At 45.7% G+C, this 25,579-nt stretch carries 39 protein-coding genes; 35 read left to right on the plus strand and 4 right to left on the minus strand.

Going from position 1 to position 25,579, the window contains the following annotated elements; all coding sequences use genetic code 11:
• Positions 1–172: 172 nt before the first annotated feature.
• Positions 173–676, minus strand: a complete 504-nt coding sequence (locus tag QMN93_RS23570; protein ID WP_007372141.1) for a hypothetical protein — start codon at positions 674–676, stop codon at positions 173–175.
• A 253-nt stretch (positions 677–929) separates the two neighbouring features.
• On the opposite strand from QMN93_RS23570, the gene umuD reads away from it, so the two are divergent.
• The 6 genes from umuD to QMN93_RS23600 all read left to right on the plus strand — a co-directional run bounded on the left by umuD (position 930) and on the right by QMN93_RS23600 (position 5,552).
• Positions 930–1,346, plus strand: coding sequence for a translesion error-prone DNA polymerase V autoproteolytic subunit (gene umuD, locus QMN93_RS23575; protein WP_008786793.1), 417 nt, complete (start codon positions 930–932; stop codon positions 1,344–1,346).
• On the plus strand, positions 1,346–2,611 hold the full coding sequence (gene umuC / locus QMN93_RS23580; protein ID WP_009652912.1) for a translesion error-prone DNA polymerase V subunit UmuC: 1,266 nt from the start codon (positions 1,346–1,348) through the stop codon (positions 2,609–2,611). The genes umuD and umuC overlap by 1 nt, the downstream gene beginning before the upstream one ends.
• A gap of 149 nt (positions 2,612–2,760) precedes the next feature.
• Positions 2,761–3,651, plus strand: a complete 891-nt coding sequence (locus QMN93_RS23585) for a DNA replication terminus site-binding protein (RefSeq protein ID WP_007372144.1) — start codon at positions 2,761–2,763, stop codon at positions 3,649–3,651.
• 312 nt (positions 3,652–3,963) lie between these two features.
• A complete protein-coding gene (locus tag QMN93_RS23590) occupies positions 3,964–4,344 on the plus strand; it encodes a type I-E CRISPR-associated protein Cas6/Cse3/CasE (RefSeq protein WP_127649377.1) in 381 nt (126 codons plus the stop codon).
• Between the two features lie 288 nt (positions 4,345–4,632).
• A complete protein-coding gene (locus QMN93_RS23595; protein WP_001333498.1) occupies positions 4,633–4,890 on the plus strand; it encodes a helix-turn-helix transcriptional regulator in 258 nt (85 codons plus the stop codon).
• Positions 4,891–5,060: 170 nt separating this feature from the next.
• Positions 5,061–5,552 carry a GNAT family N-acetyltransferase gene (locus tag QMN93_RS23600; RefSeq protein WP_000217395.1) on the plus strand — a complete coding sequence of 164 codons (492 nt, stop codon included), beginning with the start codon at positions 5,061–5,063 and terminating at the stop codon, positions 5,550–5,552.
• Between the two features lie 85 nt (positions 5,553–5,637).
• Here QMN93_RS23600 and QMN93_RS23605 read toward each other — a convergent pair whose 3' ends face one another.
• Entirely contained in the window at positions 5,638–6,408 is a 771-nt protein-coding gene (locus QMN93_RS23605) for a hypothetical protein (protein WP_020996131.1), read from the minus strand.
• A gap of 269 nt (positions 6,409–6,677) precedes the next feature.
• Here QMN93_RS23605 and QMN93_RS23610 point away from each other — a divergent pair, with 269 nt between their 5' ends.
• From QMN93_RS23610 to QMN93_RS23630, 5 genes are all read left to right on the plus strand, one after another.
• The gene (locus tag QMN93_RS23610; RefSeq protein ID WP_008786797.1) at positions 6,678–7,079 is read left to right on the plus strand and encodes a hypothetical protein; all 402 of its coding nucleotides are present in this window, start codon (positions 6,678–6,680) and stop codon (positions 7,077–7,079) included.
• Positions 7,080–7,264: 185 nt separating this feature from the next.
• Positions 7,265–7,555, plus strand: coding sequence for a hypothetical protein (locus QMN93_RS23615; protein ID WP_007372147.1), 291 nt, complete (start codon positions 7,265–7,267; stop codon positions 7,553–7,555).
• Between the two features lie 77 nt (positions 7,556–7,632).
• Positions 7,633–7,869 (plus strand): hypothetical protein, encoded by a 237-nt coding sequence (locus tag QMN93_RS23620; RefSeq protein ID WP_007372148.1) that lies wholly within the window; start codon positions 7,633–7,635, stop codon positions 7,867–7,869.
• Between the two features lie 29 nt (positions 7,870–7,898).
• Positions 7,899–8,450: a hypothetical protein gene (locus QMN93_RS23625; RefSeq protein WP_007372149.1), complete on the plus strand. Its 552-nt coding sequence runs from the start codon at positions 7,899–7,901 to the stop codon at positions 8,448–8,450.
• Between the two features lie 326 nt (positions 8,451–8,776).
• Positions 8,777–9,181 (plus strand): hypothetical protein, encoded by a 405-nt coding sequence (locus tag QMN93_RS23630; RefSeq protein ID WP_008786799.1) that lies wholly within the window; start codon positions 8,777–8,779, stop codon positions 9,179–9,181.
• A 26-nt stretch (positions 9,182–9,207) separates the two neighbouring features.
• On the opposite strand, the gene QMN93_RS23635 is transcribed toward QMN93_RS23630, so the two are convergent.
• Entirely contained in the window at positions 9,208–10,197 is a 990-nt protein-coding gene (locus QMN93_RS23635) for a hypothetical protein (RefSeq protein WP_007372150.1), read from the minus strand.
• Positions 10,198–10,319: 122 nt separating this feature from the next.
• Between QMN93_RS23635 and QMN93_RS23640 the strand changes: the two genes are divergently transcribed.
• From QMN93_RS23640 to QMN93_RS23710, 15 genes are all read left to right on the plus strand, one after another.
• A complete protein-coding gene (locus tag QMN93_RS23640; protein WP_020996132.1) occupies positions 10,320–10,643 on the plus strand; it encodes a hypothetical protein in 324 nt (107 codons plus the stop codon).
• Complete coding sequence (locus tag QMN93_RS23645) at positions 10,636–11,706, plus strand: phosphoadenosine phosphosulfate reductase family protein (RefSeq protein WP_007372151.1); 1,071 nt, start codon at positions 10,636–10,638, stop codon at positions 11,704–11,706. The genes QMN93_RS23640 and QMN93_RS23645 overlap by 8 nt, the downstream gene beginning before the upstream one ends.
• Positions 11,707–11,815: 109 nt before the next feature.
• On the plus strand, positions 11,816–12,133 hold the full coding sequence (locus QMN93_RS23650; protein WP_020996134.1) for a hypothetical protein: 318 nt from the start codon (positions 11,816–11,818) through the stop codon (positions 12,131–12,133).
• An 8-nt stretch (positions 12,134–12,141) separates the two neighbouring features.
• Positions 12,142–12,477 carry a PerC family transcriptional regulator gene (locus QMN93_RS23655; protein WP_008786801.1) on the plus strand — a complete coding sequence of 112 codons (336 nt, stop codon included), beginning with the start codon at positions 12,142–12,144 and terminating at the stop codon, positions 12,475–12,477.
• Positions 12,478–12,860: 383 nt separating this feature from the next.
• Entirely contained in the window at positions 12,861–13,322 is a 462-nt protein-coding gene (locus QMN93_RS23660; RefSeq protein ID WP_009653863.1) for a hypothetical protein, read from the plus strand.
• A gap of 90 nt (positions 13,323–13,412) precedes the next feature.
• Complete coding sequence (locus QMN93_RS23665; RefSeq protein WP_020996135.1) at positions 13,413–13,814, plus strand: hypothetical protein; 402 nt, start codon at positions 13,413–13,415, stop codon at positions 13,812–13,814.
• 199 nt (positions 13,815–14,013) lie between these two features.
• Positions 14,014–14,898: a hypothetical protein gene (locus QMN93_RS23670; protein ID WP_007372154.1), complete on the plus strand. Its 885-nt coding sequence runs from the start codon at positions 14,014–14,016 to the stop codon at positions 14,896–14,898.
• Between the two features lie 79 nt (positions 14,899–14,977).
• Positions 14,978–15,505: a hypothetical protein gene (locus QMN93_RS23675; RefSeq protein ID WP_007372155.1), complete on the plus strand. Its 528-nt coding sequence runs from the start codon at positions 14,978–14,980 to the stop codon at positions 15,503–15,505.
• Positions 15,506–15,510: 5 nt separating this feature from the next.
• Entirely contained in the window at positions 15,511–15,816 is a 306-nt protein-coding gene (locus QMN93_RS23680; RefSeq protein WP_032941601.1) for a hypothetical protein, read from the plus strand.
• Between the two features lie 12 nt (positions 15,817–15,828).
• On the plus strand, positions 15,829–16,281 hold the full coding sequence (locus tag QMN93_RS23685) for a hypothetical protein (RefSeq protein ID WP_007372157.1): 453 nt from the start codon (positions 15,829–15,831) through the stop codon (positions 16,279–16,281).
• Between the two features lie 82 nt (positions 16,282–16,363).
• The gene (locus tag QMN93_RS23690; protein WP_007372158.1) at positions 16,364–16,894 is read left to right on the plus strand and encodes a hypothetical protein; all 531 of its coding nucleotides are present in this window, start codon (positions 16,364–16,366) and stop codon (positions 16,892–16,894) included.
• Between the two features lie 322 nt (positions 16,895–17,216).
• A complete protein-coding gene (gene ssb, locus QMN93_RS23695) occupies positions 17,217–17,774 on the plus strand; it encodes a single-stranded DNA-binding protein (RefSeq protein ID WP_008786804.1) in 558 nt (185 codons plus the stop codon).
• 55 nt (positions 17,775–17,829) lie between these two features.
• Positions 17,830–18,183 (plus strand): hypothetical protein, encoded by a 354-nt coding sequence (locus QMN93_RS23700; protein WP_154050669.1) that lies wholly within the window; start codon positions 17,830–17,832, stop codon positions 18,181–18,183.
• A gap of 277 nt (positions 18,184–18,460) precedes the next feature.
• Complete coding sequence (locus QMN93_RS23705) at positions 18,461–19,141, plus strand: hypothetical protein (RefSeq protein WP_007372161.1); 681 nt, start codon at positions 18,461–18,463, stop codon at positions 19,139–19,141.
• Positions 19,142–19,168: 27 nt separating this feature from the next.
• Positions 19,169–19,483 carry a hypothetical protein gene (locus QMN93_RS23710; RefSeq protein ID WP_127649449.1) on the plus strand — a complete coding sequence of 105 codons (315 nt, stop codon included), beginning with the start codon at positions 19,169–19,171 and terminating at the stop codon, positions 19,481–19,483.
• A 17-nt stretch (positions 19,484–19,500) separates the two neighbouring features.
• On the opposite strand, the gene QMN93_RS23715 is transcribed toward QMN93_RS23710, so the two are convergent.
• Positions 19,501–19,848 (minus strand): hypothetical protein, encoded by a 348-nt coding sequence (locus tag QMN93_RS23715; protein WP_127649446.1) that lies wholly within the window; start codon positions 19,846–19,848, stop codon positions 19,501–19,503.
• Positions 19,849–19,981: 133 nt separating this feature from the next.
• Here QMN93_RS23715 and QMN93_RS23720 point away from each other — a divergent pair, with 133 nt between their 5' ends.
• From QMN93_RS23720 to QMN93_RS23760, 9 genes are all read left to right on the plus strand, one after another.
• A complete protein-coding gene (locus QMN93_RS23720) occupies positions 19,982–20,395 on the plus strand; it encodes a hypothetical protein (RefSeq protein WP_007372162.1) in 414 nt (137 codons plus the stop codon).
• Between the two features lie 104 nt (positions 20,396–20,499).
• Entirely contained in the window at positions 20,500–20,784 is a 285-nt protein-coding gene (locus QMN93_RS23725) for a hypothetical protein (RefSeq protein WP_223226827.1), read from the plus strand.
• Complete coding sequence (locus QMN93_RS23730) at positions 20,774–21,118, plus strand: hypothetical protein (protein WP_032951317.1); 345 nt, start codon at positions 20,774–20,776, stop codon at positions 21,116–21,118. Before QMN93_RS23725 ends, QMN93_RS23730 begins: the two co-directional genes overlap by 11 nt.
• Before the next feature lie 13 nt (positions 21,119–21,131).
• Entirely contained in the window at positions 21,132–21,431 is a 300-nt protein-coding gene (locus tag QMN93_RS23735) for a hypothetical protein (protein WP_009653866.1), read from the plus strand.
• Positions 21,432–21,518: 87 nt separating this feature from the next.
• Complete coding sequence (gene dnaN, locus QMN93_RS23740; protein ID WP_223307982.1) at positions 21,519–22,787, plus strand: DNA polymerase III subunit beta; 1,269 nt, start codon at positions 21,519–21,521, stop codon at positions 22,785–22,787.
• 150 nt (positions 22,788–22,937) lie between these two features.
• Entirely contained in the window at positions 22,938–23,759 is an 822-nt protein-coding gene (locus tag QMN93_RS23745; protein ID WP_007372165.1) for a Dam family site-specific DNA-(adenine-N6)-methyltransferase, read from the plus strand.
• The gene (locus tag QMN93_RS23750; protein ID WP_007372166.1) at positions 23,756–23,986 is read left to right on the plus strand and encodes a hypothetical protein; all 231 of its coding nucleotides are present in this window, start codon (positions 23,756–23,758) and stop codon (positions 23,984–23,986) included. The genes QMN93_RS23745 and QMN93_RS23750 overlap by 4 nt, the downstream gene beginning before the upstream one ends.
• Entirely contained in the window at positions 23,973–24,956 is a 984-nt protein-coding gene (rdgC, locus tag QMN93_RS23755) for a recombination-associated protein RdgC (RefSeq protein WP_007372167.1), read from the plus strand. The genes QMN93_RS23750 and rdgC overlap by 14 nt, the downstream gene beginning before the upstream one ends.
• 11 nt (positions 24,957–24,967) lie before the next feature.
• The gene (locus QMN93_RS23760) at positions 24,968–25,540 is read left to right on the plus strand and encodes a hypothetical protein (protein ID WP_323620143.1); all 573 of its coding nucleotides are present in this window, start codon (positions 24,968–24,970) and stop codon (positions 25,538–25,540) included.
• The last annotated feature ends 39 nt before the right edge of the window (positions 25,541–25,579 follow it).

Raw genomic sequence — 25,579 nt, forward strand, 5'->3', positions numbered from 1 at the left:
TCCCCTTTATTTTTTTACTATAGTGCAGACAGAAACCGTAAACACCGGCGTTGACATGCCGGGGAAGCCCTTATAGTACAATAATTTTCGATATCCAAACTGACCCCAAGTAAGGACGGTCGCGCCTGTGGTGGTTTTATCTCCGTGGAGCGCCTGGCCCCGGCCATAATTGTTAGTTCGATACCCCATGAGTCACGCCTCCGGGTATTGCCAGAAAGTCGGGGGCTTCAGCCATACCTTTGCGCGATAACAGCACTAATCTGTCCTGCGGGGTCGAGACAATTTCATCCCCGTTATCCAGTACGCTGCCCACCAGCGCGAGCCCTTTCTCGAAGTGTGTAGCTTTCTGGCCAGCGCTTGAAACAATCCGTGCAGATGAACCATCGGTATAAGTGACTGCATCACCCTCCACTGCGATTTTGACCATTTGACCGTTGCCTAGATCCATAACCCTGGCGCTATCAACAGCGGTTACGACACCACCTCGCGCAGTCAGGCTTCCCTCGACCGCAACACGCCAGATTGCTGTTACCGGGTGTTGGCGATCCCTTTCAGCGTTCTGCTCAATAATTTGTCGAGCATCCACATCCATTGCGGCCAGATCAGCGTCAGAGAAAGGGGATTTGTCAAAGTCGGCCAGCATTTGTTGAGTTGCTTCATTTGTAAACTGCTTCATCGTTATTACTCCTTATAAAATGTACGGATAAATTCCGAATTGTATACGAAGTAAGCACGAGTAAATTCTGAAAATGAACTGAGGAATCATATGGTTGCAATTTGTTATGTGCAGTTACCCACTTCTGGACAAGTGATAAGAAAAACCTGAAGAGTGATAGCGGAAAATAACTTTCGGAAAAGGAGGTGCGAAAATTCCTGGCTCCTGTCTATAATACTGTATGGATATACAGCACCACGAAGAGCAGAGCATTATGAAACTTATCCCAGTGACACAACAATCACCAGGCCAATTCCCGTTGTTCGTTGAGCCTGTCAGCGCAGGTTTCCCTTCAGTCGCTTCCGATTATGTTGATGAATTTATTGATCTAAATACTCACCTCATCAAACATCCATCTGCAACCTACTTCTTACGAGTAACAGGTTCATCGATGGTAGAGGCACGTATTCACGAAGGCGATCTGGTCATCGTGGATAGCTCACTTGAGGCGAAAGAGGGGGATATTGTGATTGCGACCGTTGATGGTGATTTCACCATTAAGCGGTTGCAGCTAAGCCCGGCTCCCGCGCTACTGCCAATGAATAGCCGGATGTCACCGATCTATCTGAAAGAAGGCGAAGAACTGGCCATTTTTGGCGTGGTGACCTTCATCGTGTACAAGGCCTTGTGATGTTCTGCCTGGTGGATTGCAACTCATTTTACGCCTCCTGCGAGAGAGTCTTTCGGCCCGATCTGGTGAACAAGCCAATTGTATGCCTTTCGAACAATGATGGCATGGTCGTGGCACGTTCAGCGGAAGCTAAAAAATTAGGTATCCAGAATGGTGACGTGTACTTCCAGAAGAAAGCATTCTTTGAAGCTAACGGTGTACATGTTTTCAGTTCTAACTATGCCTTGTACGCGGAGATCTCCCGTAGGGTGTGTGAGACATTATTTAAATTCTCCAGTAATACTGAGGTCTACAGTATTGATGAAGTTTTCCTTTCGTTTGAAGGAATGCAGAAAAATTATAATTTTGATGACTATGGAAGAGAAATAAAGAAAACCGTATTAAAGAGCACCCATATACCCGTGGGGGTGGGCATATCGACAACTAAAACTTTGGCAAAACTAGCAAATAAAGCTGCAAAAACATGGACTAAAACAGGCGGAGTGGTTGATCTCAGCAGTCCAGAAAGACAACGTAAATTATTGCCATATATTGACGTAAGCGATGTCTGGGGGGTGGGCCGGAGATATGCCACCAGACTGAACAGCATGGGCATCAGGACTGCTCTCGATCTGGCCAATGCGCCAACATCGCTTATCCGTAACACATTTGGAGTCGTACTGGAGCGAACGCAGCGCGAATTGAATGGCGAGTCCTGCATAGCCCTGGAAGAGGTGAGGAAGGTTAAGCAGCAGATCATCAGCTCGCGTTCATTCGGCCAGAAAATAGAGCACTACGAAGCAATGCACCAGGCGGTGTGTGAGTATGCCGAACGTGCAGGCGAGAAGCTGCGCGAAGAGAAGCAATACTGTCGCTGCATAACGGTTTTTATTGGCACAAGTTACTATTCGAAAACGGCCCCTTACAGTGGCCAGCAGACAGTCAAGCTGGAAAACCCCACCGCCGATACCCGGGAAATCATTGCGGCTGCGGTCGCAGGGCTCCGGCATATCTGGCAGGAGGGATACCGATACCATAAAGCCGGAGTGATGCTATCTGACTTTTATGATAGCGCCACCAGCCAGCTCGATTTGTTTGGTGAGAACCGACTCTTTGCCAATGGTGAAGCGTTGATGGGCGTGATGGATAGAATTAACCGGTCAGGTCGGGGGAAATTATGGTTTGCGGGCCAGGGCATCGACAAAGACTGGACGATGCGGCGGGAGTTATTGTCACCATCCTATCTCACTAACATTAATGAAATCCCTCGCGTCAGGATTGGCTAATCAGCAGTGAAAACTTCATTCGTCATCGATAAAATTCGTCTGTAAACAAAACGAACTTGATATACTCGGTTTCGCTTGTTATGAGTATGTATGTACATACAGTCCTCCGTGCAGCGGAGGGAGTTTAGAGCCCTTTTTCGGGGATAGAAATGAATATCTCAACAACTTTCCAGACGCTGGAGAGCGAGATCACACAACTTCGTGGAGTGCTGGGTTCCCGGCTTCCGCTCAAGGCGAGTGTCTGCGTCCTGCCAGCCGTTGCTGATGGCGAAGAAGATATGGCCATCGAACACATCATGCCTGAGCTGAAACAGGGACACGATGCTGTCCATGCTGCCTGCGCGGCATACGCTGACCTGCATATCAGGGATGGCTATTCGCAGAAGTCCGCTCGGCGCACTACCGGCGTATTATGGTACGACAATACAGATGCGGAATTCTCTCAGCTGGTTACCCGTTTGGTGACATCCATCAACCAGCATAAAGAGAGCATTCAACGCCACATCATCGAAAACTACGGTGGTGATCGCCGACCGGAATACATGCGCTTCAACGCGCTGCATAGCGCCTGCCCTGGTGTCATGACCCTGCATCTCTATCGGCAGCTGCGTATGTTTGATAATGCTAACGTCAATCTGGTCAGTTTCGGCTGGAGGCAAAAGACGCTTTTTAGCAGGGTTAACAAAATCGAGTTGCTCCAGAAGATGGGCAAGGACATCGAGGAAGATGAAGATAAATCAGTCAGACTCAACTCGTTGATTAAGGCTATTGCGCGTGTACCGGAAGAAAAGCTTCGCTTACGCCGTCCGGTTAAAGTGCATCCAGCTGCAAACATCGCGATGGCTGATCCTGAACACCCCGACCAGATACTGCGTCTTTCTGCCGCTTCATCTATGCCGTTCATTATCATTCAGGATGAGCACGTGAAAATTCGGCCATTGCCAGAGTTCGTGGCCAATGAAGTAAAGCCGAGGAGTAACCGCCTCAAGACAGATGTGATCGGTATATTCCACGGCGAAAGTATCGAAATGATTCTCTGACCACACCGGCCAAAGGACTGGCCGTATTCCCCCCTCATAATTTCGTCACTCGCCGTCCATGCCATACCCTGAAACTAATATTGAAAATTCATTATGTTCAGCAAGGAATGTGGCGTGAAATACTTTGAATGTGCGCTCAGGTTCAGAATCGCCCCAGGTGACGTGTATGGGATCCACCAGCAACTGGATAAGGTAGTCCAGGAACGTTCTGGGTCGCGACTCCCATACACCTTCTACTCTCGCAAACAAAGTGCCTCCGACACCCAGGTTGTTCTGAGAACGGCTGTTGCACTCGGGCTCCCTGGCGAAGTCATGAAGGAAATCATGTTTGTGTCTGGCCAGAAAATTCGAATCTGCGGCTCGCTGGCCACTATTCGACGCGAGGAAGCTGGAGGCCGGAAAAGAGAGATTTGTCCACCTGCCCATGAACTCCCGGATTATATCCACTATCACCTGGAACGGGCCGGAGTGATCTGTGGACGGTTACGTATCGTTCGAAGCACCAAGTTCCATATTATTAAGCCCGGGAGCGTTGGCCGTACATCCCACAAGATCATTGTACCGATGAGCCAGTACGATGCTGAATGCGTGATTGAAGATGTCGGCGCACTTGAACAGGCATACGCTTTCGGGATCGGCAGAAAGCGGATATTCGGCTTTGGCTATATGAACAGCATCGAAGTGCTTTCCTGAACAGGCCATTAAGCATAGTTATTATCTGAATTTCAAACCGACTCGCAAACTTACGGCATTAACACTTCTGATACACCCTTTAAATGCTGTAAACTGTTGTAGCCCTTACTAAATCGTAAGAGTGGGGATTTGCAGCCCCGACTAATGACACGCCGTTCATGTACTTGAACGGTTCGCACTCGCTCGCCTGTTTTTTGTCAATGGTGGGTCGGGGCGTGGGAGCCTTACGGCTCGCCAGTCGTCATTAGCTGGTACTGCAAACCATGTTCCGATTCACCACCAAAGGAAATGGAGATGGAAAAACAGGACTGGCATAAGGCAGACATCATAGCTGCGCTACATAAGAAAGGTTTGTCACTTGCCTCACTGAGTAGGGCTAACGGTCTTTCAAGCAGCACTCTGGCAAATGCACTGACACGTGACTGGCCTAGAGGCGAGATCATCATCGCTAATGCAATTGGTGAAGAACCTCAAGAAATATGGCCAACCCGATATTTTGATAAGGCAGGAATGCCGATCAAGAGAATCATAAGAAAACCGGTTTAAATGAAAAAGGCTGGCATTTTTGCTGGCCTTATATACCTCCTGGCTCTGCTACTGAAACCACTAACACCGATCAAATGGTCATCAGCGAAATACCCCGTTCATTTCTATTGACCTCTTTACCTCCATGTAATCAAATTGATGGAATAATAACGGTTACGAGAGACAAACTGATGACGGTGTTATCTGCCCCTGAAATGCGCTTTGGAACCAAACAGGATGTTCCCTTTATCATAGCGGTGATTCGCGACGGTATGCGGGATGGGTATTTTAACTTTGATGATGATGACGGACTGTCTCAGTTCGAAAGTCAGATCTCAGAAGCCATTGCCAGGCGGGAACGGGGAGAGAATTGCGCCGATTTCTTGTTTGTCTTTGATGCTCAACATAATGGCGCAGCGATAGGTTTTGCCCTACTGACGGGCAAAAATGGTGCAAATGGACTTGCTTCACATCTGGAAATCAGGATGTTTGGTGTTACCAGGAGTCAAAGACAAAAAGGATTTGGGCGCTCCATGTTGCAAAGTATTCTGGATGCTACTCCCGGCCATAAAGTGGAGGCATCCTGTCTTCCTGCATCAGTTGTCATGGCCAGGATGCTGACTAATGCGGGTTTTCACGTCAAAGAGATAAGCCCGTTTGGAAAGCGTACTTTCAGACGCTAATGTAAAATTCAGATAAAAAAACCGGCTGACGAATTCAGTCGGTTTAGTAATCCTGCAAAAGGATGCTGGACAGCGACGGACGACTTCAGAGCTGTGGCAATGGCCCCTGGTTATCTTCAGTCGCAGCCTGGTCTTTATCCGGGGTGGCCGTTGCAGTCCGCGAGGCATCAAATGAGACCGTTGGGTCGCTGAGAGTCAGGATGCCAGTGTCTTCAACTTCTCGCGTTGTCAGCGTAAGCTCAGATTTACTGTCATCACACTTATTCGTTTTCTCCGCCAGTGCCTTGCACCAGATATAACGACCTCTCTGGGCATCAGAGACTGAAGGCTCTCCATATTTCTCGATCGCCGACTTCAGTAAGAGATCAGGGTTGCTGAATGAAAAGCGGATTTTGTAAGCCACCGGCTCAATGGGGTCAACTGCCGTATCGGGGATAAAATAGACCACCGTCTCCTGGTGAGCATCTCCCCAGAAAATACTATTCAATGAGTTGTTACTGTAGCGCTTTTGAATTTCTTCACCAGCAGACTGGCCAAGTTTGTCAGTGATAGCAGTGATCGCTTCAGAAGCTGTCATCCGCAGGCTTACCGGCCCTATAGAAAAAGACATAACATCAAAGCTATTCAGGGGGGTAATGGTGCTTTCTGGAGCGGTAGATGAATCGGGTACGTCATCACTGTACAGACTGTCATCCCCCGGAGAAGGCGTTACAGGTGCTGAATTTTGGATGTCAGGTGTGTAGCTGGGATCGGGAGCGTATAGGCCCATTGTATCATTCTGTACAGCAGAATATACCGAAGCGGTCGGCAGGACGGTAAGGAGCGCAAGGGCGCAGTATCCAAGGTATCTGGTCATATTCACCTCGTCAGTAGCAGTTGTCCTACTGTAACAGCGCGAGGTTTGAGAACATCATGGAAATGGGGTCAAAGCGGGGCGAAAAACAAGCCTGATTCACATGGCTTACGTAGCAGCATGGAGATCTCCTGAAGTCGGAGAAAATGAGTCAGATAACGCGAATATCGAAAATGGAACGAAGTACTTAATTACCTAACAGGAGGTACATGTTAACCTGACGAACATTGCTTACTGCCTATTTGTAGATTCAGGCTACAGGGAGAATCCAAGTGCCAAACTGCATACCCCTTAATCCGGTATTACCTAAAAACTTCGACGATACACCTAATGAAAAGCGCTCAAAGTCTCAGCTTGATGCCTGGTGGGATCATCCATATGGCATTACTTGCCCGGACGGGAAAATCACTGTTCGATGCCTGAATGGAGGAGCTTGGGATCGTTCGACAGTGCTGGGAGTAGCGGACAATTACGAAGAAGCCTGCGAGCTCGCAGAGCGCGAGCAATCAGCATGGGTCAAACGCCGTGCGGAGCCAATATTCTACTATAGCGGTGAAGCTCCATTCAGAGCGATAAGGGATGCACAACGTCCTGATCAGGAGCAGACCTTTGTCGCGTCTTTTGACACGCAAGATGAGCTAATCAGCTGGCTTAATAGTCAGAAAACCAGTTAATACCAAGTCTGGAAGTCTGCTTCTCAACAGACTTCCACATTTGATTATCAAGCTCCCCATAATTTGGGTTCAGTATAAACATTCCATTACGTTCTATTCCCCTCATTACATTCATCTATCCGTAAATTTCGTTAGCCAGCACATCGGGGTGATACTGATGTCAGGTAAACAAAACGGATGCAAAAATGCAGACATGTTCGGAAGTCCTGGCGGTTGAAATATTCAATCAAGTTGGACGTGAGGCAGCTATTGCTCAATATAACTTAATTTGTGAAATAGCCCAGCGACGTTACGAAGACAGCCTGGCCAAATATGGTTCCGTGCCAGCTGGTTTCACCGCGCTCAATTTCCTCCATCCGGCAGAACTTCAGGAGCGTTACATCCTGGGGTTGGGAATTCAGCTTTGTATCGATGAGCAGCATGAAGCCAGGGAACGGGTTTTAGCTCGCTGCCTGGCAAGAAAAAGGGCCGCATAAACAGGTGATAAAACAACTCAGCTATAGCTGAACACGCACTAATTGGCTATGTTAACAAAACGAACAAGGTGGCGATTATGTACAGTGAATCTATCGATCGTGCTATCAGTATCCTCAAGGACGCGGGCGAAAAAATCGGTATGGAACTGGGTAGTAATGTGACATCTCAGGAATCAGAACTGCTTGAGGATGCGCTGGTGGGCCTGACTAAAGTTAAAGGGCAACTCTGCGGTAATCACTCCTTAACTGATGTAAAAGCGGACGTCGTGCCTTTTAGTCTCAGTTCGACGAAGAACGTCGATAGCCCGCATTAATTAACAACCACCAACTGGACGGAAGGGATATGACTGAAGACAACGCCGGTAGTGTTTCTGGAAAAGCACAGAACGCCCCAAAAGCAAATGCCCACCTGGACAGGCTCTTTGATTTCATTGTGACAGAAATCAAAGAGCAGGGTGCAGCACCGTCTTACGAGCAGATCTGTTCTTCTCTGGGGTATTCAAAAGGGCTCGTTTCCCGGCGTATCCGGCAGTTGCATGACCAGGGACGAATCATTATCGATGGTGAAAGAAAGTCTATGACGCTGCGCGTAGCGAAAGGACAAGGTCATGATGACATTGCCGAACTCCCGGACATGACCAGTGACAGGAAAGCAATCATCACGTATGTCAAAAAATACATGAACAGAAATGGTGGCCGTGGGCCATCAGTTCACGCAATAGGGAAAGCGCTCGGCTTCTCGAATAACAAGGCGCGTAGACATGTGGACTATCTCGACGAAGTAGAGAGGGTACGTTACAGCCCTCATCTTAATGAAGTAATCGTTATCAATCAGGGTGATTACGTTAAAATTACCCAGGACAACGATGAACCACCGAGCCCGGCAGAAGGTTAGCCATGATTCGCATATGGAGAGAAGTTGTAAACGTAAAGGTTCAGGACGGGAGCCGTAACGGACGAATCTGGTTTCTTGAACTTTCGTGTGGCCATCATGCTGTCAGACGTATACCTCGATTACGTCTGCATAATCTGACGCAATTCGAACGACTTGAGCCACCAGCTAAATGTCACTGTGTATTGTGTGAAATAGATGCTATTGCAGGACAAAAATAGCAATAAACACAACATAAAAGCCCTCAATTTGTCCCCATTGTTTTTAGCCTGACAGCATTGGTACTGATAGCCTAATCATATTTAAACGCATAACCCTATGGTGGACATATGAAAAAAGCTGTTTTTGGCCTTTTAGCACTATTGCCCTTCATAACCAGCGCAGAATCGATCGATCCGAACGATTTCTATGCTCAGCAGCCTTCTCAAAACTACCAACAACCTGCTGCCAGCGAGCAACAGGACGATGCTGACAATTCCAGTGACCAGACAGCTGCGATCGTATTGAACCTGGAAAGTTACAAACCGCTGGGGAATTTTGTAGTCCCCCAGGGAGTAGAACGCCCATTCATTGGTCTTATTAACAGCAAAATTTTCATACTGTCTGAGCAACCAGATAAACGCTTGGCTGGCCTATGGATAGGTCGTAGTCAGGATGGTCGTGAAGCACTTTGTGGTTACCTGAACAACAGTATGCAGGTCAGAAAATGTTATTACATCTTATATCGTGAGTAAAAAATGGGGCCGTAGCCCCATTTATTTTAATGTTTGAATGAGGGTATAAAGGGTATTACTGGATTTGTTCCTAGCGAAGCTAATTCGTTAGGCGCAAGATAACGTCGCAGTTCAGTAATCAATATATCAACTGATTTATCCCAGCCATCTCTCACAATGTTTAGAATGTGCCGAGCTGGATAATGTGTTAGAAAAGGATGGTTGGGGCCAAATTTATTAAGGTGTTCAATAGTACCTATTGCATCGAGATAATCTGTAACAAGATGGTGTTCTGACTCAAAAATAGCGACAAATTTATAACCATCAGCAGCGTTTACCCACTGGCAAGTACAGTCATTAAGCTGAAATTGATTAGAACGTTTTTCCCCCTTGGGTTTAGGATTGACTCCAATACCAAAAGACAAATACAAACCTTTCCTTCCCCAGAAGGCCGGTCTCTTCAAGTCCTGACCATTGTTTCCTTCGACCTCTCCAAGAATGCCAAACAAAGTAGCTGATTCTTGGTTAGGATTCGTTCTCATACGGAAAAGAATGCATAGATCTGCAAACTTTAAGCTATTATAAACTGAATTATAAAAGACATTCTCATGGCCAAGTAGATAAGGATTATGCTCTACCGCAAAATTAGTGCCACTTCTAAAGTCACGGCAGCTAATGAATACACCAAACTGGCTCATATTAGCGAGGATATCGACATTGCGATAATCAGACAAATTAATAAGTATAGTATTTAAGACTTCTCTACCTTCATAACTCATCAGATAGTGGCAGAGCAAATTTTGTAGACCGAAGTTTCTGAACTGATCTTTAATTAAAGAAAAATATCCTTCACCAGCTAATGAAACTAGGTTTCTCATTGTTGGTGTATGTTTCCCCATGAGAGGGGAATTAAAACGTACCTTCATCCGGTTATTATCATAAAGGGTTTCAATAATTGAGCAAAAGTGCATCGCCCAATACGCGTTGTTATCACCAATTAAACCGGGTTTCACTACAGTAGTTTTAGAAAAATCCATTCTGTCTCCAAAGCAGTAATCAGTCACTCATAACACGATATTTGCAGTGAAAGTTATATCTGTAAGCAAATTTCGTCAGCTGTTAGCGTCGTATTAGGCTTAGTAAAAAGCCGGAGGTAGATATGCCTAAAGACGATGTTGCAACAATCATAATCCAGAATGGGTTGACGCATAAAGTAAATGTGATCTGCAAATTCAGCGCACAAATCGACAATCAAATGTTCTCATTCATCATCCATCGCACATTAAGCGTATGTCGATATGCGCTTGTCTGTAAGGCAACAGGCCAAAGAATTGCAGTTCTTGATACCAGTCGAGTAAAGGCACTTGGTATGGAAGCAGCAGGTAAACTAGCGCTATCAGATCTGGCCTCATCATTAGGCGAGACTAGACTTGCTGCGATTCTGACAAATTCACTTCAGAGCAGGAGCGCGGCAAGTGAGTGATTTAATCGACGATAACTTTATTATTCCTGCACTGAGTAGCATAGCAGGCATCACCACGCCACTATCAGGACAAACGTACAGGAACGCTCCAGATATCGACATATCTTGCTATGACGTGATAATCATTTGCCTTAGCGGCGGAAAAGACTCCATAGCCTGCCTTCTCCACTTAATTGACATCGGGGTCGATCTGTCCAGGGTGGAACTCTGGCATCACGATGTTGATGGCCGCGAGGGAAGTACTTTAATGGACTGGCCATTTATGGCCGACTACAACCGCAAAATAGCTTCAACATTTCAGATACCGTTGATGTTCTCCTGGCTTCAGGGAGGAATGGAAGGTGAGATGCTGAAAGAGAATGGCTACAGTCGCCCGCAATGTATCGAAACCCCAGATGGATTAATAATCGCGGAACGTGATATCCAGCGAAGCACTCCCGCCACGCGACTTCGGTTCCCTCAGCAATCACCAAGCCTTAAAACACGTTGGTGCTCATCAGCACTAAAAATTGATGTTGGTCGGCGAGCACTCACAAATCAGAGACGCTTTGACGGAAAAAAGGTGCTTTTTATTACGGGGGAAAGGAGAGCGGAAAGCTCTAATAGATTCAATTACTTACAACTGGAGCCACATACCAGCAGTTGCAAAAAAAGACAAGTTGATGCCTGGAGGCCAGTACTTGAATGGTCTGAAGAACAAGTCTGGGAGATTTTAGCAAAACATCGTGTTACAGCCCCAGTACCGTATCGTCTTGGATGGGGTCGCAGTTCATGCTTAACGTGTATATACAACAGTGCTCGCATATGGGCAACCATCAAACATTATTTCCCCGAGCGTATTCACGCAATGGCCAACTATGAAAACCGCTTTGGGGTCACTATCAGTCGTAAACGAATAAATGTTCTGGATCTAAGCCAGAATATTTCTCCTATTAATATCACGGATGAGGAAGCGCTGCTGCAAGCGGTAAATCCGGTCTATACATTGCCCGTCATTAACATGTCAAAAGAATGGGTGCTACCTGGTGGGGCGTACAACCGGGAGAAATGCGGGTCAGACTAATTAGCCATCAGCGATTTATAGCTGAGATTTCGTCACCTGAATATTACGTGGAAAATAGATATCAAATAGCAACATTGATACAGGCTTAACCGCCTCTGAAGGAAATATTATGACGATGGTAACGGCCAGAAATTGTACTGAAACACGGTTCAACCAGTTATGGGATGCTCTGCATGAAAAAAGCAGTGCGGAAAACGAATCCTTGTTTCAGCAAGAATTGCATCGCTGCCGCAGTAAACGTCAGCGAAGTAAACTGGCCGGGCGATTCGCCGGTGCCTGGCAAACCTTATTCGATGCCTTCTGTGAAGGTCGGGTCTTCTGCTCACTTCTGGACTCGGTTATCCACCAGGAGAGTATCAGCGAATGGCAGGTTGAAGAGTTAATCTCATTCACTTCTGCCCAGATGTCGACTCTATACAAAGGGTAGAGGTAGATATGGGACAAAGAAAATGTGCAGCAGCGTTCCTGCTCGCTGAAGAAATGTACCAGATACCAGCGACCAAATCGGTGATACTTGCCCGGGACCTGGAAGAAAGAGGGTTGTATCTCCGCGCTGCCAGGCAATGGGGAGAGGTCATGTTTGAACATACCCAGTGTACTGAGTACATTGTTGAACAACGGGAACGTTGCATTCGGTTATCCAATTCTCGCCATGAAGACCGTATCAGACAGCATGAGCAGGCAAGTGATCTTCAATATATTCACAAGCATATTAATGATGTATACACACGGATGGGACTAAAAGACGATGGTGTCTTTAATACCGCCTGATTTGTCGACCTTTTCCGTTCATTAAAAAATGAAACTGAGGAGAATGAGCGCACTCTTGACTGATTTTGACGGAGGATTACGTAAGTGGTTAAACAAAGTTTATTTGACCTTATAGGAGCTACCACGGGCCCAGAGCGAGATCTGTTGATCGTAAGCCTTCAGTCTCTACATCGTGAACGAGTAAGCTCATACAATGCATTGTGTACAGCCTGCTCAATCTCTGGAGATAAAGTCCCGCCAATGTCTTTATTCGGCATAGACGAGGTTACTGATGCACTACGCCGGTTAGGTGCATTACCGATCAGATAGTTCTTCAAGTAGTCAGGGTGAACAGGTTTGAATTGATACAAACGGCCTATGCTGAAGAGGAACAGAGATAACTGATGAAAACAAACGAAAACCTGCTGAACAGCATTGGAAAAAGTATTCGAATGTGGCGAGATAACTGCTTCCCTCCATTTCAGCGAGCGTATGGAACATGGTTATTGGTTCTGGTTTCGGTTAATGCCGGGATATGGTTTTACATAACCTCTGACTGGTCTGTACAGTTCGTCGGCAATATAGCAGGGCTCTTGGTTTTCCCAATGCTGGGTCGAAAGGTTTTTACAAAACGCGCCAGATCTTGGCAAGAAGAACTGGATATTAAGCTGGCAAAATACAAACCGCATAACATAGCTGCATGGAGGGAGTTGCAGGCTTATGCCTTGGAATCCAATACGCTATCTTCACAAATTGTTGAACGGTGGTATTTCAAAGAGCGGGAATTTATCAAGACGGCCCAAAAAGGGAAGCCGGGTAGTTCTGAACTCAAATTTCTCAAGAATAATACTGGATCAAAGCCTTAAGGAATCTGAGAGCCGGTGCGTAATGCAGAACCCACAGCCGAAGGGTTTTGGGAGTTAAACTGATACAGCTTTTACCGTGAGGTGGGATTTATGTCGAATGTCTTGCAGAAAGAAAACATCATCATGTCTCTGCCTCATCGTGACTGGAGTTGTGAAGTCATCGAGTGCCGATTAAAAGTGTGCCCCGTACCTGACGAACTCGACAGGGGGAATAACATCTTTTTCATCGTGGAAGACCTTTACCAGCTACGCGAGAACAGTGAATCACTTAACGTGCTTGGACAAATTCTGGCGAAACGTTTCCCACACATACCACCAAAAAGAATGCACCTTGTGCTGCACCGACGTGATGTGCAGAAAGCTCATGGAGTAGCCATCCACCTCTACCGCTTCATGCGTAGCGAGAAAGAAAATAACCGTAGTATTTTCATTGGTCGTAACCCTACTGAAGTTTCCCAGAAGACGGCATACGCCTCGATGTGCATTTTCTGACCACCAGCTGTTGAATCGTCACAATAGCCGACATAGTCGGCTATTTTTTTACGCTAAGAAAAACCATTTATGCCCACAAATTGCGGTTGAAAAAGCTATTTATTTTTGGGTGCAAAACGTCCTCATTCTCACTGTAACAATAAATTTCAACATGTGATTATAGTGAGAGTCGAAGCTGAAACATGAATGGTGGCTACATATGCATGATCTCCAGAATTCGTTAACTAGCAAAAATACCAACATTATCCGTGCTGAATTTGAAAATATGCTTTCTGCGCGTGGAACATCTATCGTGCGTTTTGATACCAACGCAGGGGCGAACAGCGGCGAGTATATAGGAAAAGGAATTCAACGTGAGTGGGTTGGGTATTTGCTAAACCATACGAGTTCTGGCCATACGGTCAAGGCATTTGAACCGGTGTATTCTATTCCTTTAAAAATCAGGCCAGACCTTCAATCCAGAAATATTGCAGACCACCAGACTAAAGTAAAAAAGTTATTTGAAAGTTATGATGAAGCGTATCTTACAGCCGCTATAGACTCAGAAGAGTATTGCAAGCCATTCTGGGTTTATCAGAATGCAGATGACGGTCATTACTCGATCAGTACTCGCGGTTTCAAAAATGCAAATGCACCTGCAAGCATTCCGAGCGATAATCGCATTGATATCGCTCAGATGAAAATGGGATATCCCATGCTCGATTATTGCCATAACATTATACCGTCCTCAGTCGTGCGATTAGGATTTAATGGGCGAGTGTTTACGCAAGGTAAGTATTATTACACCAATGAAGAGGTTTTCAGTTGGTTGTCCCGGAACCCGGATAGCGCAGTTTTCATTACGTTCCCAAAAGTTAACCAGACTGATAGATCTGAATTGATGTCAATTATGAAACGAGAATTCCTGAATTCGTGGGGTTTATTCTCATATTATCGCTGGCTGGGACGCAGCACCGCATTACTGGCATTGAGCCCGGTCAGTTCTAATGCTTCTGTTAAGTTAAGAAGTAGCAATGCACACTTCTTCAAAAATGCAATGCTGGCTGTTAACACGATCATTCCTAAAGGTAACGGAATTTCGTAATCGGAATAGTTACCGTTAGAGTGATTTAAAGATCGATTCATTCTGGAAATTGAACGAAGAAAATTTAATGGGAGTAACTATGACTGCACTACGCCGTATCTCAACAGAACCAAGCTGGACTCCAGTTGGCATCCGGGGCGAAGGGTTACCGACTAAAGCAGGTGTATACCGTTTTATTGTTCCCCGGGAAGCCGATAGCTCAGAACATATTGAGTTTCTGGCGTTAGTGCGCTGGCGTAAACACGGTGTTCATCAACTGTTATTTCCCACCTTTGAATACATCGTATGCGACGAGAATATCGTGCTCCCAGAAGGCACATGCTGGCGTGAACGCGAACCGTGGGATCCAGATACGCTGGGGGAAACCGAGTTCATCATCGTTCCTGAAATGAGCGCGGGTGCTCAACGCTGTCCGTTCTGCAAAGAAGTTCCGCGCATCGTTGGTGATAAATACAACTTTGAGTATAAGGAAAACTACATCACGAAAATGCCTCACCGGTTTAACCGCCTGTGGTTCAGCTGCTGTAAATGGGTTGCTCCTGTGCCCACTTCTGGGATTCAGTCACTGATTACGGCCTGGAACAAAATGCTCGGGTCATCCCGGTAGGAGTAATGATGAAATGTGCGTACCTACGAAAGTTTCTGATCATTGCTTTCATAACCGGCATTAGCGGATGCCAGAGTCTCGGAATAGGGTTAAGCCTGGATGAGCGCTACCAGAAGGCTTATCAGAAAGTACTGGCTGACCCTAATGACGATAACATTAAGACTTTCATGAAACTCAGCCAGGAAAAAGGCGAAAGAGACATGCAAGAGGCAAATTCAAAAGCCGCAGCCGACACTCGTGAAAGCGATAAGGGGTTTACTGAGTATTTTAAATCATATGGCAACGATGGATTTAAGCGGGCCAGACAATAAGAAAGAGGTCATATGTCATTACAGCAATCGCATGAAAATCTGGAGTTCCTGAAGGGGGCGGTCTGGTGCGCCGCAAAACTCGTTCAGGAAATTGGCGATTCAAAAGGTGCAGCTATTCTTATCACAAACTTGCCGGTTGGAATTTTCCCTCAATGTAGCGAAAGGGATTTATTTGTTCTGAGGCAATATGTCAGGAAAGATCTGCCACTTGGTATTGATGCCGAATATAGCGATATCAGGCCGGTCTTAATTGATTATCTGGGAGAGCCAGTAGACCTTCCTGAGTGTGAACTGGATAATTATGAACCGGCTCCTGGTGAAATGCTCCGCTGGGGAGTAACTGGAGATCTCAGTTCCGGGACACGATGTGTGCTGGTGGATAATCTTGCTTATCTCGCTGAAGCAATTGGTATCAGCAACGCACTAAGGCAACAGGCCGCAGAGTCAATCCAGCGCACCCTGTGATTAGTGAGTCGCCCCGAATTTCGTAAGCAGCATAAATGCCCTTAATCTTTATCCTACATATTTCAGGTTGTTGGGGTTTACCATGTACAAAGACCATTTTCCACAAGCGTGTCCTTCATCGATAAAAGAGGGCCAGTCATGCTGGCGGGTATTTATTGATATGGACGTAGACAACCCGTCGAAAATAAAAACCAGCGTCGAATTAATAGAAGTTGGCGTAAAAACAATTCGAATGAAAAAGAATGCGGCAGAAGGCAGTGAAAAAACTGTTTTTCTTGTGGATAAAATCCCTGGAATCACATTTATCAAAATTCGGCCTAGCGACAAAAAGCCAAGCGTCTGGAATACAAGCATCAGCAGTTTCTATAAACATGACGTGGAAATCGGGAAAACATTCCCCGTTGGTATCAGAACGACTAAAAGCGCTGCGTTTCGTACAGCAACAAAAAAAGTTGAACAGAGTATGCAAGAATACACTGATACTATAGCTAAGCTTGAAAACGACTATGTTAAGAATGAGACGGAGATTGCTGAGTACAAAAATGAACTCGCTGCTTACCAAACAATACTCCAAACCCTAAAACGTATGGCAAAAAGGCATCTCAAGCAATAATACATTTCGTCTCTTTTCAGGTAAACAAAATGGAAACACAATGTATTTTCATTGCAGGTTTCAAAAATTGTTTCACTCTGGGCCATACATGTTTAGTATGGGGACATAACAAAGAGAACGCTGGCGAGTACGCTGGCATAAAGATCACCTTTCCCGGCCTGGCCGGGATTTTTTTTGTCTGATGTGCCGTCCTTCTCACCACAAACTTAATATCCTGACTATTTTTATGGATGTGCAGTGCAATTATTTAACGAATTACCATTCGTCACCAGACCGGACAGGCTGATAATAATGTCATCCGATACAGAGCTGGGGAGGGTGTATGACTAATCGTGGCTATAGCAAAGTAATTATCGAAGGTACTGTAGGCCGTGAGCCTGAAATCCGACAACACCCTACCCACGGCATCTACGCAAAGATTTATGTAACAACATCTGAGTCCTCAATGGAGGATAAATCTGGTCTGGAGAAAATTACGGAAGAACACTATCAGATCATTTTGCTTGGTCAATTTGCTGATGTGGCCCGCAATCATCTTCATGTCGGGACAGGAGTGTACCTGGAGGCCCAATTGCGTACCCGCCTAATCAAGGAGGATGGTAAAGAACGCTTCTTTATGGACGTACTTGTCAACCCCGTGAAGGGGCATGTTCTTCGCAAAGTCAATGTAGGCGGTAATAAACTGGTGAGTCGTCACCTCCAGCAGAACCGTGGGCAGGATCACCGGCAGAATACCAGTTATAGCCGCAGGCCACAAAACACGAACGCGAGGCCAGCAACACCACGCAACTCGCCCCCAACAATGGAAAATTATTATTTGGGAAATCAGGATGAAGTTCCAGGAAGCACTGGTGCTTATGGAACTGAGATAGCCTTTTAATGATTAGCAGCATATCTGTTTTAATTTGTATCATAACTAATGGGGAATTATTGCCGTGAATGAATTCAATAACGCACTCCAGACGATACTGGAAAATGGGTCTATGTCATATGGCCAGGCTGCTATTTATGCCGGTGGTGCAATTTGCGTTGCGGCCCTTTTTTCGGCGATACTCAGAAGTGGACTACTGGTAATTTTGGGAATTGTCTCAGGCTTTTATCTGTTCAGTCTCAACACTCCAGACAGTACACTGGCGTATACTGCTGCTGCCTCAGACCGTCTCATCGAGCAGGTTAAAGCTGTCGGTGGATGCGCCACTAGACACATTGAGGATGCGCAAACTCTGGGTATCATCATAAAAAATGGCGATGTTATCGAGATAGCAAAGCAGTGCGGTATTATAAAATAATAACCGTAGCATATTATGATTGATGAATGCCTGAATGGTAATCTGCTCGCGGATTACCATTATTTTTTGAGATGTCTTATAGAACTTATCTAAAATTACATACGACTGTCATGACAGTATAAGGTCTTTATGAAAAACGTCGTCAAAACTTTACTACCCTCAGTGAACACTGGTGATCAAGACGAAAGCGTAAAATCGGATACGCTGACTGGCACTACTAAACCCTGCGACCACGGACTGGTTCATAATCATCTTTTAGGGCAGGAGGCCTGTTACTATGCCAAACACTAACGACTCGCTGACAGGACTCAACGTCGAGCTCGTTGGTGCATCGAAACAAGAGTTTACTCTCCTCACTGAAAACCATCTGATGCGCCGCATCATAGTGGCTTTATCTGAGTTAATGCGTAACGCGGAAGGCGTGATGATTGATTCTCATGTTTACCCGTGGGATCAAGTTCTCCCTGCTGCGATGGACATTCCATCATCCAACGCTTCTGATGAAGAGATACAGAACTGGATGATCAGTGCCTGTAAGGAGTGGCAGTGCGAATACAATCGCCGGGTTCAGTCGTTTACCGCATCAGAAGTAAAAAGCAAAAGCGACACCGAGAACGATAACCTATTCCTGCTGAATATCACCAACCTAGCCCATATGCTGATTGACCGGTTACTGCCGTTTGTCAGTATCGAGGAGATTAATCATGAGGATCCAGATTTACTCCCCCAAGTTATTGATATCGTGAATTATATGGTTGGTGTTATAAATGGTACAACCAGCACACAACAAGTCAGACAAGAATTGTTTACTGCCGGTGCTGATGACGCAGTATTTGCACTCAAACTAAAGCACAAAGAGCTAACCAGCCGGGGTGAAGATGCTGGATGGCTTGAAGAGGCAATGAAGATAATCGAAGAAAACAAACGCCAATCCATCGACTTTATGCAGCGCAGCTAATCGTTCCCATAATAAAAGGGTAATGCTATGAGTAAACATCTGTACTGTATTAAGGGTGTTTTAAAACCCAGGAAATTTTCTGTAAGTCTGATAAGAAATAAACTTAGCTCATTTGGTTTAAGGGGAAGTACTCTTCGTAGCGAAACCGCTCGCATTCTTGCCGGGCCAATAGATGGTATTAAGGGTACGTATCCCTTCGGCTGGTCAGAAGAACATTTTGACCGCAGGATGAAACGCATATTCATTCGCGCCGGTAATGCTTCCAGACTTTCTGATAATCGTCCATTTGCATTAAAACGACGCAGCGCTTTAACTATCAGTAAAAAGTATCTTTCTGTGTAACCACCAGCAGACGAGTTTTACTCGTCTGCCTGGCCCCATGCCTCTAATCTTCGCACCCGAAATGAAGTTGCCTGGAGTTCTCCTGATGAAGTTAACTCAAATGAAACTGTAAGATCGTTTTTGTTCCGGTACTTCCATACATAGCCATTTTGCTGCAATGTTTTGAGTGACTTACGTAGGTTGGGCTCAGCTACATCCTGGCTGTCTGGAACAGAGTTAATAAACCCCAGCAACCTGGTGAATGGCACTATCGCAGTGCCTTTTTCTTTGCACAAAAGAAGAAGTACCAACGCATCCTTCTGAATACGGGAAAAGCGCTCCAGGCGATGTTCAGTACCATCTCCCTGCATATTGGCATTGTTCATAATCAACCTAATCATATGGGATATGATTAAGGTTAAAAAACACCCCCCGTTTTGTCACCCTTTTTTTTTCTTACTCACCACTTAAAGCAGTAAGCTCAGTTCGATAAATCTGAATTAAATAAGGCGAGGTTATATGAAAACGAAATTATTGCTGGCGCTAATTGCGGGATCGACTTTCTGCATCAATATTGCTGAAGCCAATATTCCTCTTAGAGCAGATGGAAGTCCGGCAGCGGGGCAGACACCAACTCAGTTCATTCAGCTTAAAAATGAATGTCCTGAATGCGTCATGGTCGCAACTGATGTAGTAAAGATGCGTAGCGATAGCTGTAAACAGCAGGCATCCATCGATTCTACAATCCTACAGGATCCTGTTTACGCATATCTCAACAGTATCCGTCTGGTAGTTGCCGGGAATGGTGGTTATGCAAGTCCAATCTATACATCCGCCCGTCAGGTCGTAGCGTCAAACATCAATTGCAGTGATGCAAACGACTGGGTAGCGAGAAGTAAAACGGTAATGGATAACACCTTCAAAACGCCGTAAACAATCCCTGAATATTTCGTTGCAGTAATGCTATCCCGTAGTATGACGTTAAAGGCGGAGCTTTGAATCGGGAAAAAATAACTACTGCACTTAGAGGTATTTATATGGGTCGTCACTTTACTGGTCTGATTGATAGTTCGCAGCAAAATTTTACAATGCCAATCCGTCCGTATGGACGGAGCCGCATGGCTGCAAAATTAAAAGGAATCTCCCGATTGAAAAAATCTGAAAAGCATGACGATGAATATCCTGATGAACTCTGGAAATTTATGAGTCCTTCAGAGAAAGCTAAATTTCTGGTCGCGGATGTATTTTCACGCAGTAGTAAAGACTCTTCCGCCATTCAACCGGGAGAACATAAGCAAAAGGAGCATGATAATGAGCACTGATAATTTACTAGCAGAACTCACTTCAAAAACAGGCCTGACAGAAACGGAACTTAATCGGCAGGCATTGATTATCGGTTTGATGGCATTGTGCCACCCGGATGCTATTGCCGGTGATTTGGTGAGCGCGGCACTTACGGGGTCATACTCAGATAGTACTGATAAACTACTTACCCGTGGTGATAACGCATCAGACAGTGTGTTGATGTCCATGCGTATCTTACTTCACCGGTTGAGTAAGTATGAAGGGTCTGATGGCAAAGTAGGTCAGATCAATAAAATGATGCACCGACTCGGCTACTTTAAGGCATCCGATGTGTTACGCGAGGCTCAATAAAGAGGCTCAATTTATGTTCACCATGACGAATTTCGCGTCCAATATTCTTGACATGGTTTTTCTATCAGAAATGGAAGGGGAACTCATTTATATAAAAGCGCTTAGCGGCGTTACTGGTTACGTTCCTCAGATCCATCTTTTCCGCCTCCAGCTTATCGCATTTGATATAGGTTGGTACTACGAGTACAGATTGAATTCAGGCAACCTCATTATAAAGGAAATTGTTGAGGCCATCACATCTCTTGGATGTGCTTTAAATGAATACCAATGGCAGTTCGCGTTTGAATTAGGTTATCGCCGTCACCACAAATAAACTTCATTTTTTCATAATTTGCTATTCGTCACTTGATTGACCGGGGGTACGATTAATTTAACACGGATAATTATGGGAGACAGTAAAATGACAGACGCATCTACAATAGACGCAGTTCAACCAAAGGCAAGACGCTTATCATTTAAAGAGCTTCCAGGGTTTGATATTTCTGCTGAAGCACTTCTCAAAATTATCGAAATGCCGTGTATGGTTATTCGCCGGTCTCCTGCAATGAAAGTACTGGAGATGATCACGCTGCGGTTACGTGGGGATTGTCTTTCTGCCCTTGGCATTGACTTAAACTCTGCCCAAATTACCAGTAAAGGGACGGTATCGGGGGGCAATGGTGATATGGACGTATCAGTACCTGCAACACAACTCTTTTCTTTAATCCGCAACATGCGCGGCGAAGATGAAATTAACGTCCGCTTCCATGCGGCAAAAAACCATCTTGTCATTCGCACCGACAAAAACTCCTATAACATCCCGGTTTGCTTAGACCATATACCCGAAATTCAGGCTGAGACGCTGGAACATAATTACAGCGTTTACTTTCCAACGCAGATGCTGAGTCAGATTATCAAGCGTGTCAGCCACGCTGCGGCTCAGAACGATGTCCGCTTTTATATGAATGGGGTCTACCTCGGTATCGATAATGGCCAATTTATTGCTGTAGCCACTGATGGACATCGTATGGCCGTCAGTTCTCATGATATCGACTTCAGCGATGACGTGGGCGATGAGATTCAATCTCCGACAGCTCCTACCTCTATCAGTAACACGAATGCAGGTGTGATTTTACCCAACGGGGTTTTCCCCGTGCTCCATAAAATCCTGAGCGGTAGCCAGGGTCAATTCAAAATTGACTACAGCAACCGTAACCTGACATTTACGCTCGGAAGCCATACAGTCATTTCAAATCTTGTCGATGGCCGTTACCCGGACTGGAAGCGCGTGGCCAGCACGGTAGCCAAAAATACTGAACTGTTTAAGGTTGATCCTTCTGAACTCACCACCGCACTAAAACGCGCAACCCCATTGCTTAAAGAGGGCTCGCCAAACAACACCAGTGTTTGTGTGATGTCATTCAAAGACAACGCCCTACAGCTTAAGTCGCCCGGCTCAAATGCAATCAGTTGCAAAGAGGTGATGGACATTGCGAAAGAGGCAGGCGAGCCCGAAACAATTGTTGATATCGGTATGAATGCCGATTACCTCCTGGAATCACTGGCAAGCCTGGGGGCGTGTTCGGAAGAAGGAGAAGCCGCACAGATTGCTTTGCGTGATACAACGACCGGCATATTGATTTCAGTAAACAAAAACAATTACGACATCATCATGCCTGTCCGTGTCTGACAAAACGCTCTCGTTTTGTCGGCCTTTTCGAAATAGCCAATTTCATGGGCGTGATAACGTTAAAACAAGCTTCCTGACGGGATGGCTATATGCCATCTCGCTCCCATTGGTCGCGATCACTGCGTCCTAATATTCTGGAGCCAGAATGAAATGAAAAGCGTTCTGAAGTGGGTAGGAGCCAAACACAACATTATGGCAAGTCTTAAGCATGTACTACCGAAAGGTGGTCGGCTTATTGAGCCCTTTGGCGGTTCAGGCGCTGTAATGATGAATACGAATTACCCAGAATACATTTTGGCCGATATTAATAGCGACCTGATCGATACATACCAGAGTATTTTTAAGTCGCCTGAAAAGGTACTTTCTGAGCTTAAACGCCTTTACTGTCTCGGGCGTTCTGAGGACGCCTATTATGAGCTGCGAAGCCAGTTCAATAATCATGATAGTGCAAGTGACACTCAAGCTGCTCTGTTTATCTATCTGAATAGGTTTGGCCATCGCGGACTATGCCGATACAACCGGAAAGGCATCTTTAACGTCCCCTGGGGTTATTACGCCAACCCCTATCTCCCAGAGACAGAGTTATACGCAATGGCTGAGAAAATGTCCTCAGCAACTTTACTTTGCGCCAGCTTCCAGACCACGCTATCAATGGCCCGCCCGGGTGATGTGGTGTATTGCGACCCACCATATGTTAATCCCGGCAGATTCACGGCTTACCATGCCAGCGGTTTTACACCCGCTATGCAGATTGAGCTTACCAAACTGCTCCAGTTGCTGCCTGAACGCGGGGTTCATGTCATCGCATCATGCCACGATGCGCCTGATATTCGTGAGCTTTATCAAGCCTTCGCTATTCATGGTGTGACTGCCCGGAGAAGCATATTTAAAGGCAGCGGGGATGGGAAAAAAGCTTCAGAAATCTTCGCGGTCAAATTAGCGGATAACTCGAAAAAGGGAGCTGCGGCATGAAACGCTTCCATTGTTCTGAAAAGCTGCATAACCCAGAGACTGAGAAATTTTGTCAGGATATCGCCGAACAATATCGGACAGCACCTGATATTGCCGTGGCGCAGTTTAAACAAGTGCTGAGCTCTAAGCCTCTAACTTACTGGGAGTGTGTCGTGATCCGCGAGCGTGTCTCTGACCTTATTAAAATTAATCAAGCAACAGCTGAGGGCCACGATGAGCCAATTTAAACCCAAAAGCCTTGTAGTCTACCGCATCCAAAAAGCTCTGGAATTAGACAAGCTGGATGAACAGTTAAGTGAGTTGAAATACACTCCCTGCGGGCCTAATGATATGGCACGGTCAGGATGGATCCCGCCATTGGGTGAAGATGTCGAGCTGTTAAAGCATGAGTCGAATAATCTCATTCTTCTGACTGTTAAGCACGAATCGAAAATACTTCCTCCCGCGACCATCAAAGAAATTGTGCGAACCCGGGTTCAGAAACTGGAGAAAGAGCAAAACCGCAGACTAAAGAAAATGGAGATCCAGGCCGTCAACGATGCCGTGCTCGCTGAGCTCATACCAAAGGCTTTCAGCAAATACAGCACTACAAACATTTGGGTGGATACTAAATCACGTCTACTGCTTGTTGAGACCACCAGCCATAAAAAAGCAGATGATGTAACAGCTTTGCTACGTAAAACTATTGGCTCACTTCCAATTATCCCATTCACGCTGGAAACGCCGGTAGAACTGACGTTAACAGAGTGGGTCAAAACAGGAAGTCTGCCGCCTGGCCTAGCTTTATGCGACGAAGCCACGCTCAAAGATGTGCTCGAAAACGGGGGGGTCGTTACAACAAAACGCCAGGATTTGATATGTGATGAGATCGCTCATCACATCGAGGCCGGAAAGCTTGTGACAAAGGTTGCACTGGGCTGGATGAACCAGATGTTTTTCATCCTGAATGACAATTTCATCTTTTCACGACTGACCTTTACGGAAGAACTTATTGAACAGAACGATGACATTTCGCCAGAAGATCACGCCCAAAGATTTGATGCCGATTTCGTTTTGTTTACCTCTGTTGTTATGGAGGTTCTGGACACAATGATAAAAGCCCTCGGGGGTGAAAGCCCAGGACTCATCACAACGCCGTCAGACGAACAACAAGGTGTCGCGGCAGAAGCCAAACAACCAGAAAAAACCTTCCATTAAAGGGCTGAGAGATGATTACAGCTACAGAACTCCAAGAGTTATCACGCCAGGTTGAAAATGCTAACATTGCCCGAGCCCTGGCAGTTAAAGAGTTGGTTAAAGAGACAAGAGATCGTCAGTTTTCATTGTGGGCGCTATTTATTGGTCTCTTCAGAGAGACACCGGCGCGAAAAAAGCTGAACGAATGTGAATTGCATCTTAACCTGCTGCTGCCAAAATGCAGGAGCATCTTTCTTCAATACGTAGTTATGTCCTCGTTGGAAGAAATTTCGAAATCACCAGATTGTGAGATTTATCAGCATCTAGTCAACTGCTGGAAAGAAGCTCAGATAAAATATAACGAGTCAGGCAGACGACTCAAACTTGCAGAAAATGCCCGTGAACTATTAAAAACAGCAAAGGATGAATGTAATAGTGCTTCCACAACTGAATTTCTGGATATGGTTACTACCAGTAAAGCAATATCCATACTTTCAGCAATAGACACATCCTCTGCGAGTAGTTCGTTAAAGAGAGCTATGGGTGCGCTTAAGCGATTAGCAGATGTGACCTGCTCCCCGTTGATTAGTACACCCCGATGTTAGTAATGTCTTCATAAGCCACATGAGGACATCCCCATGAAG

This window comes from Enterobacter sp. R-1.6.2, assembly GCF_035064085.1.
GTDB lineage: Bacteria > Pseudomonadota > Gammaproteobacteria > Enterobacterales > Enterobacteriaceae > Enterobacter > Enterobacter asburiae_B.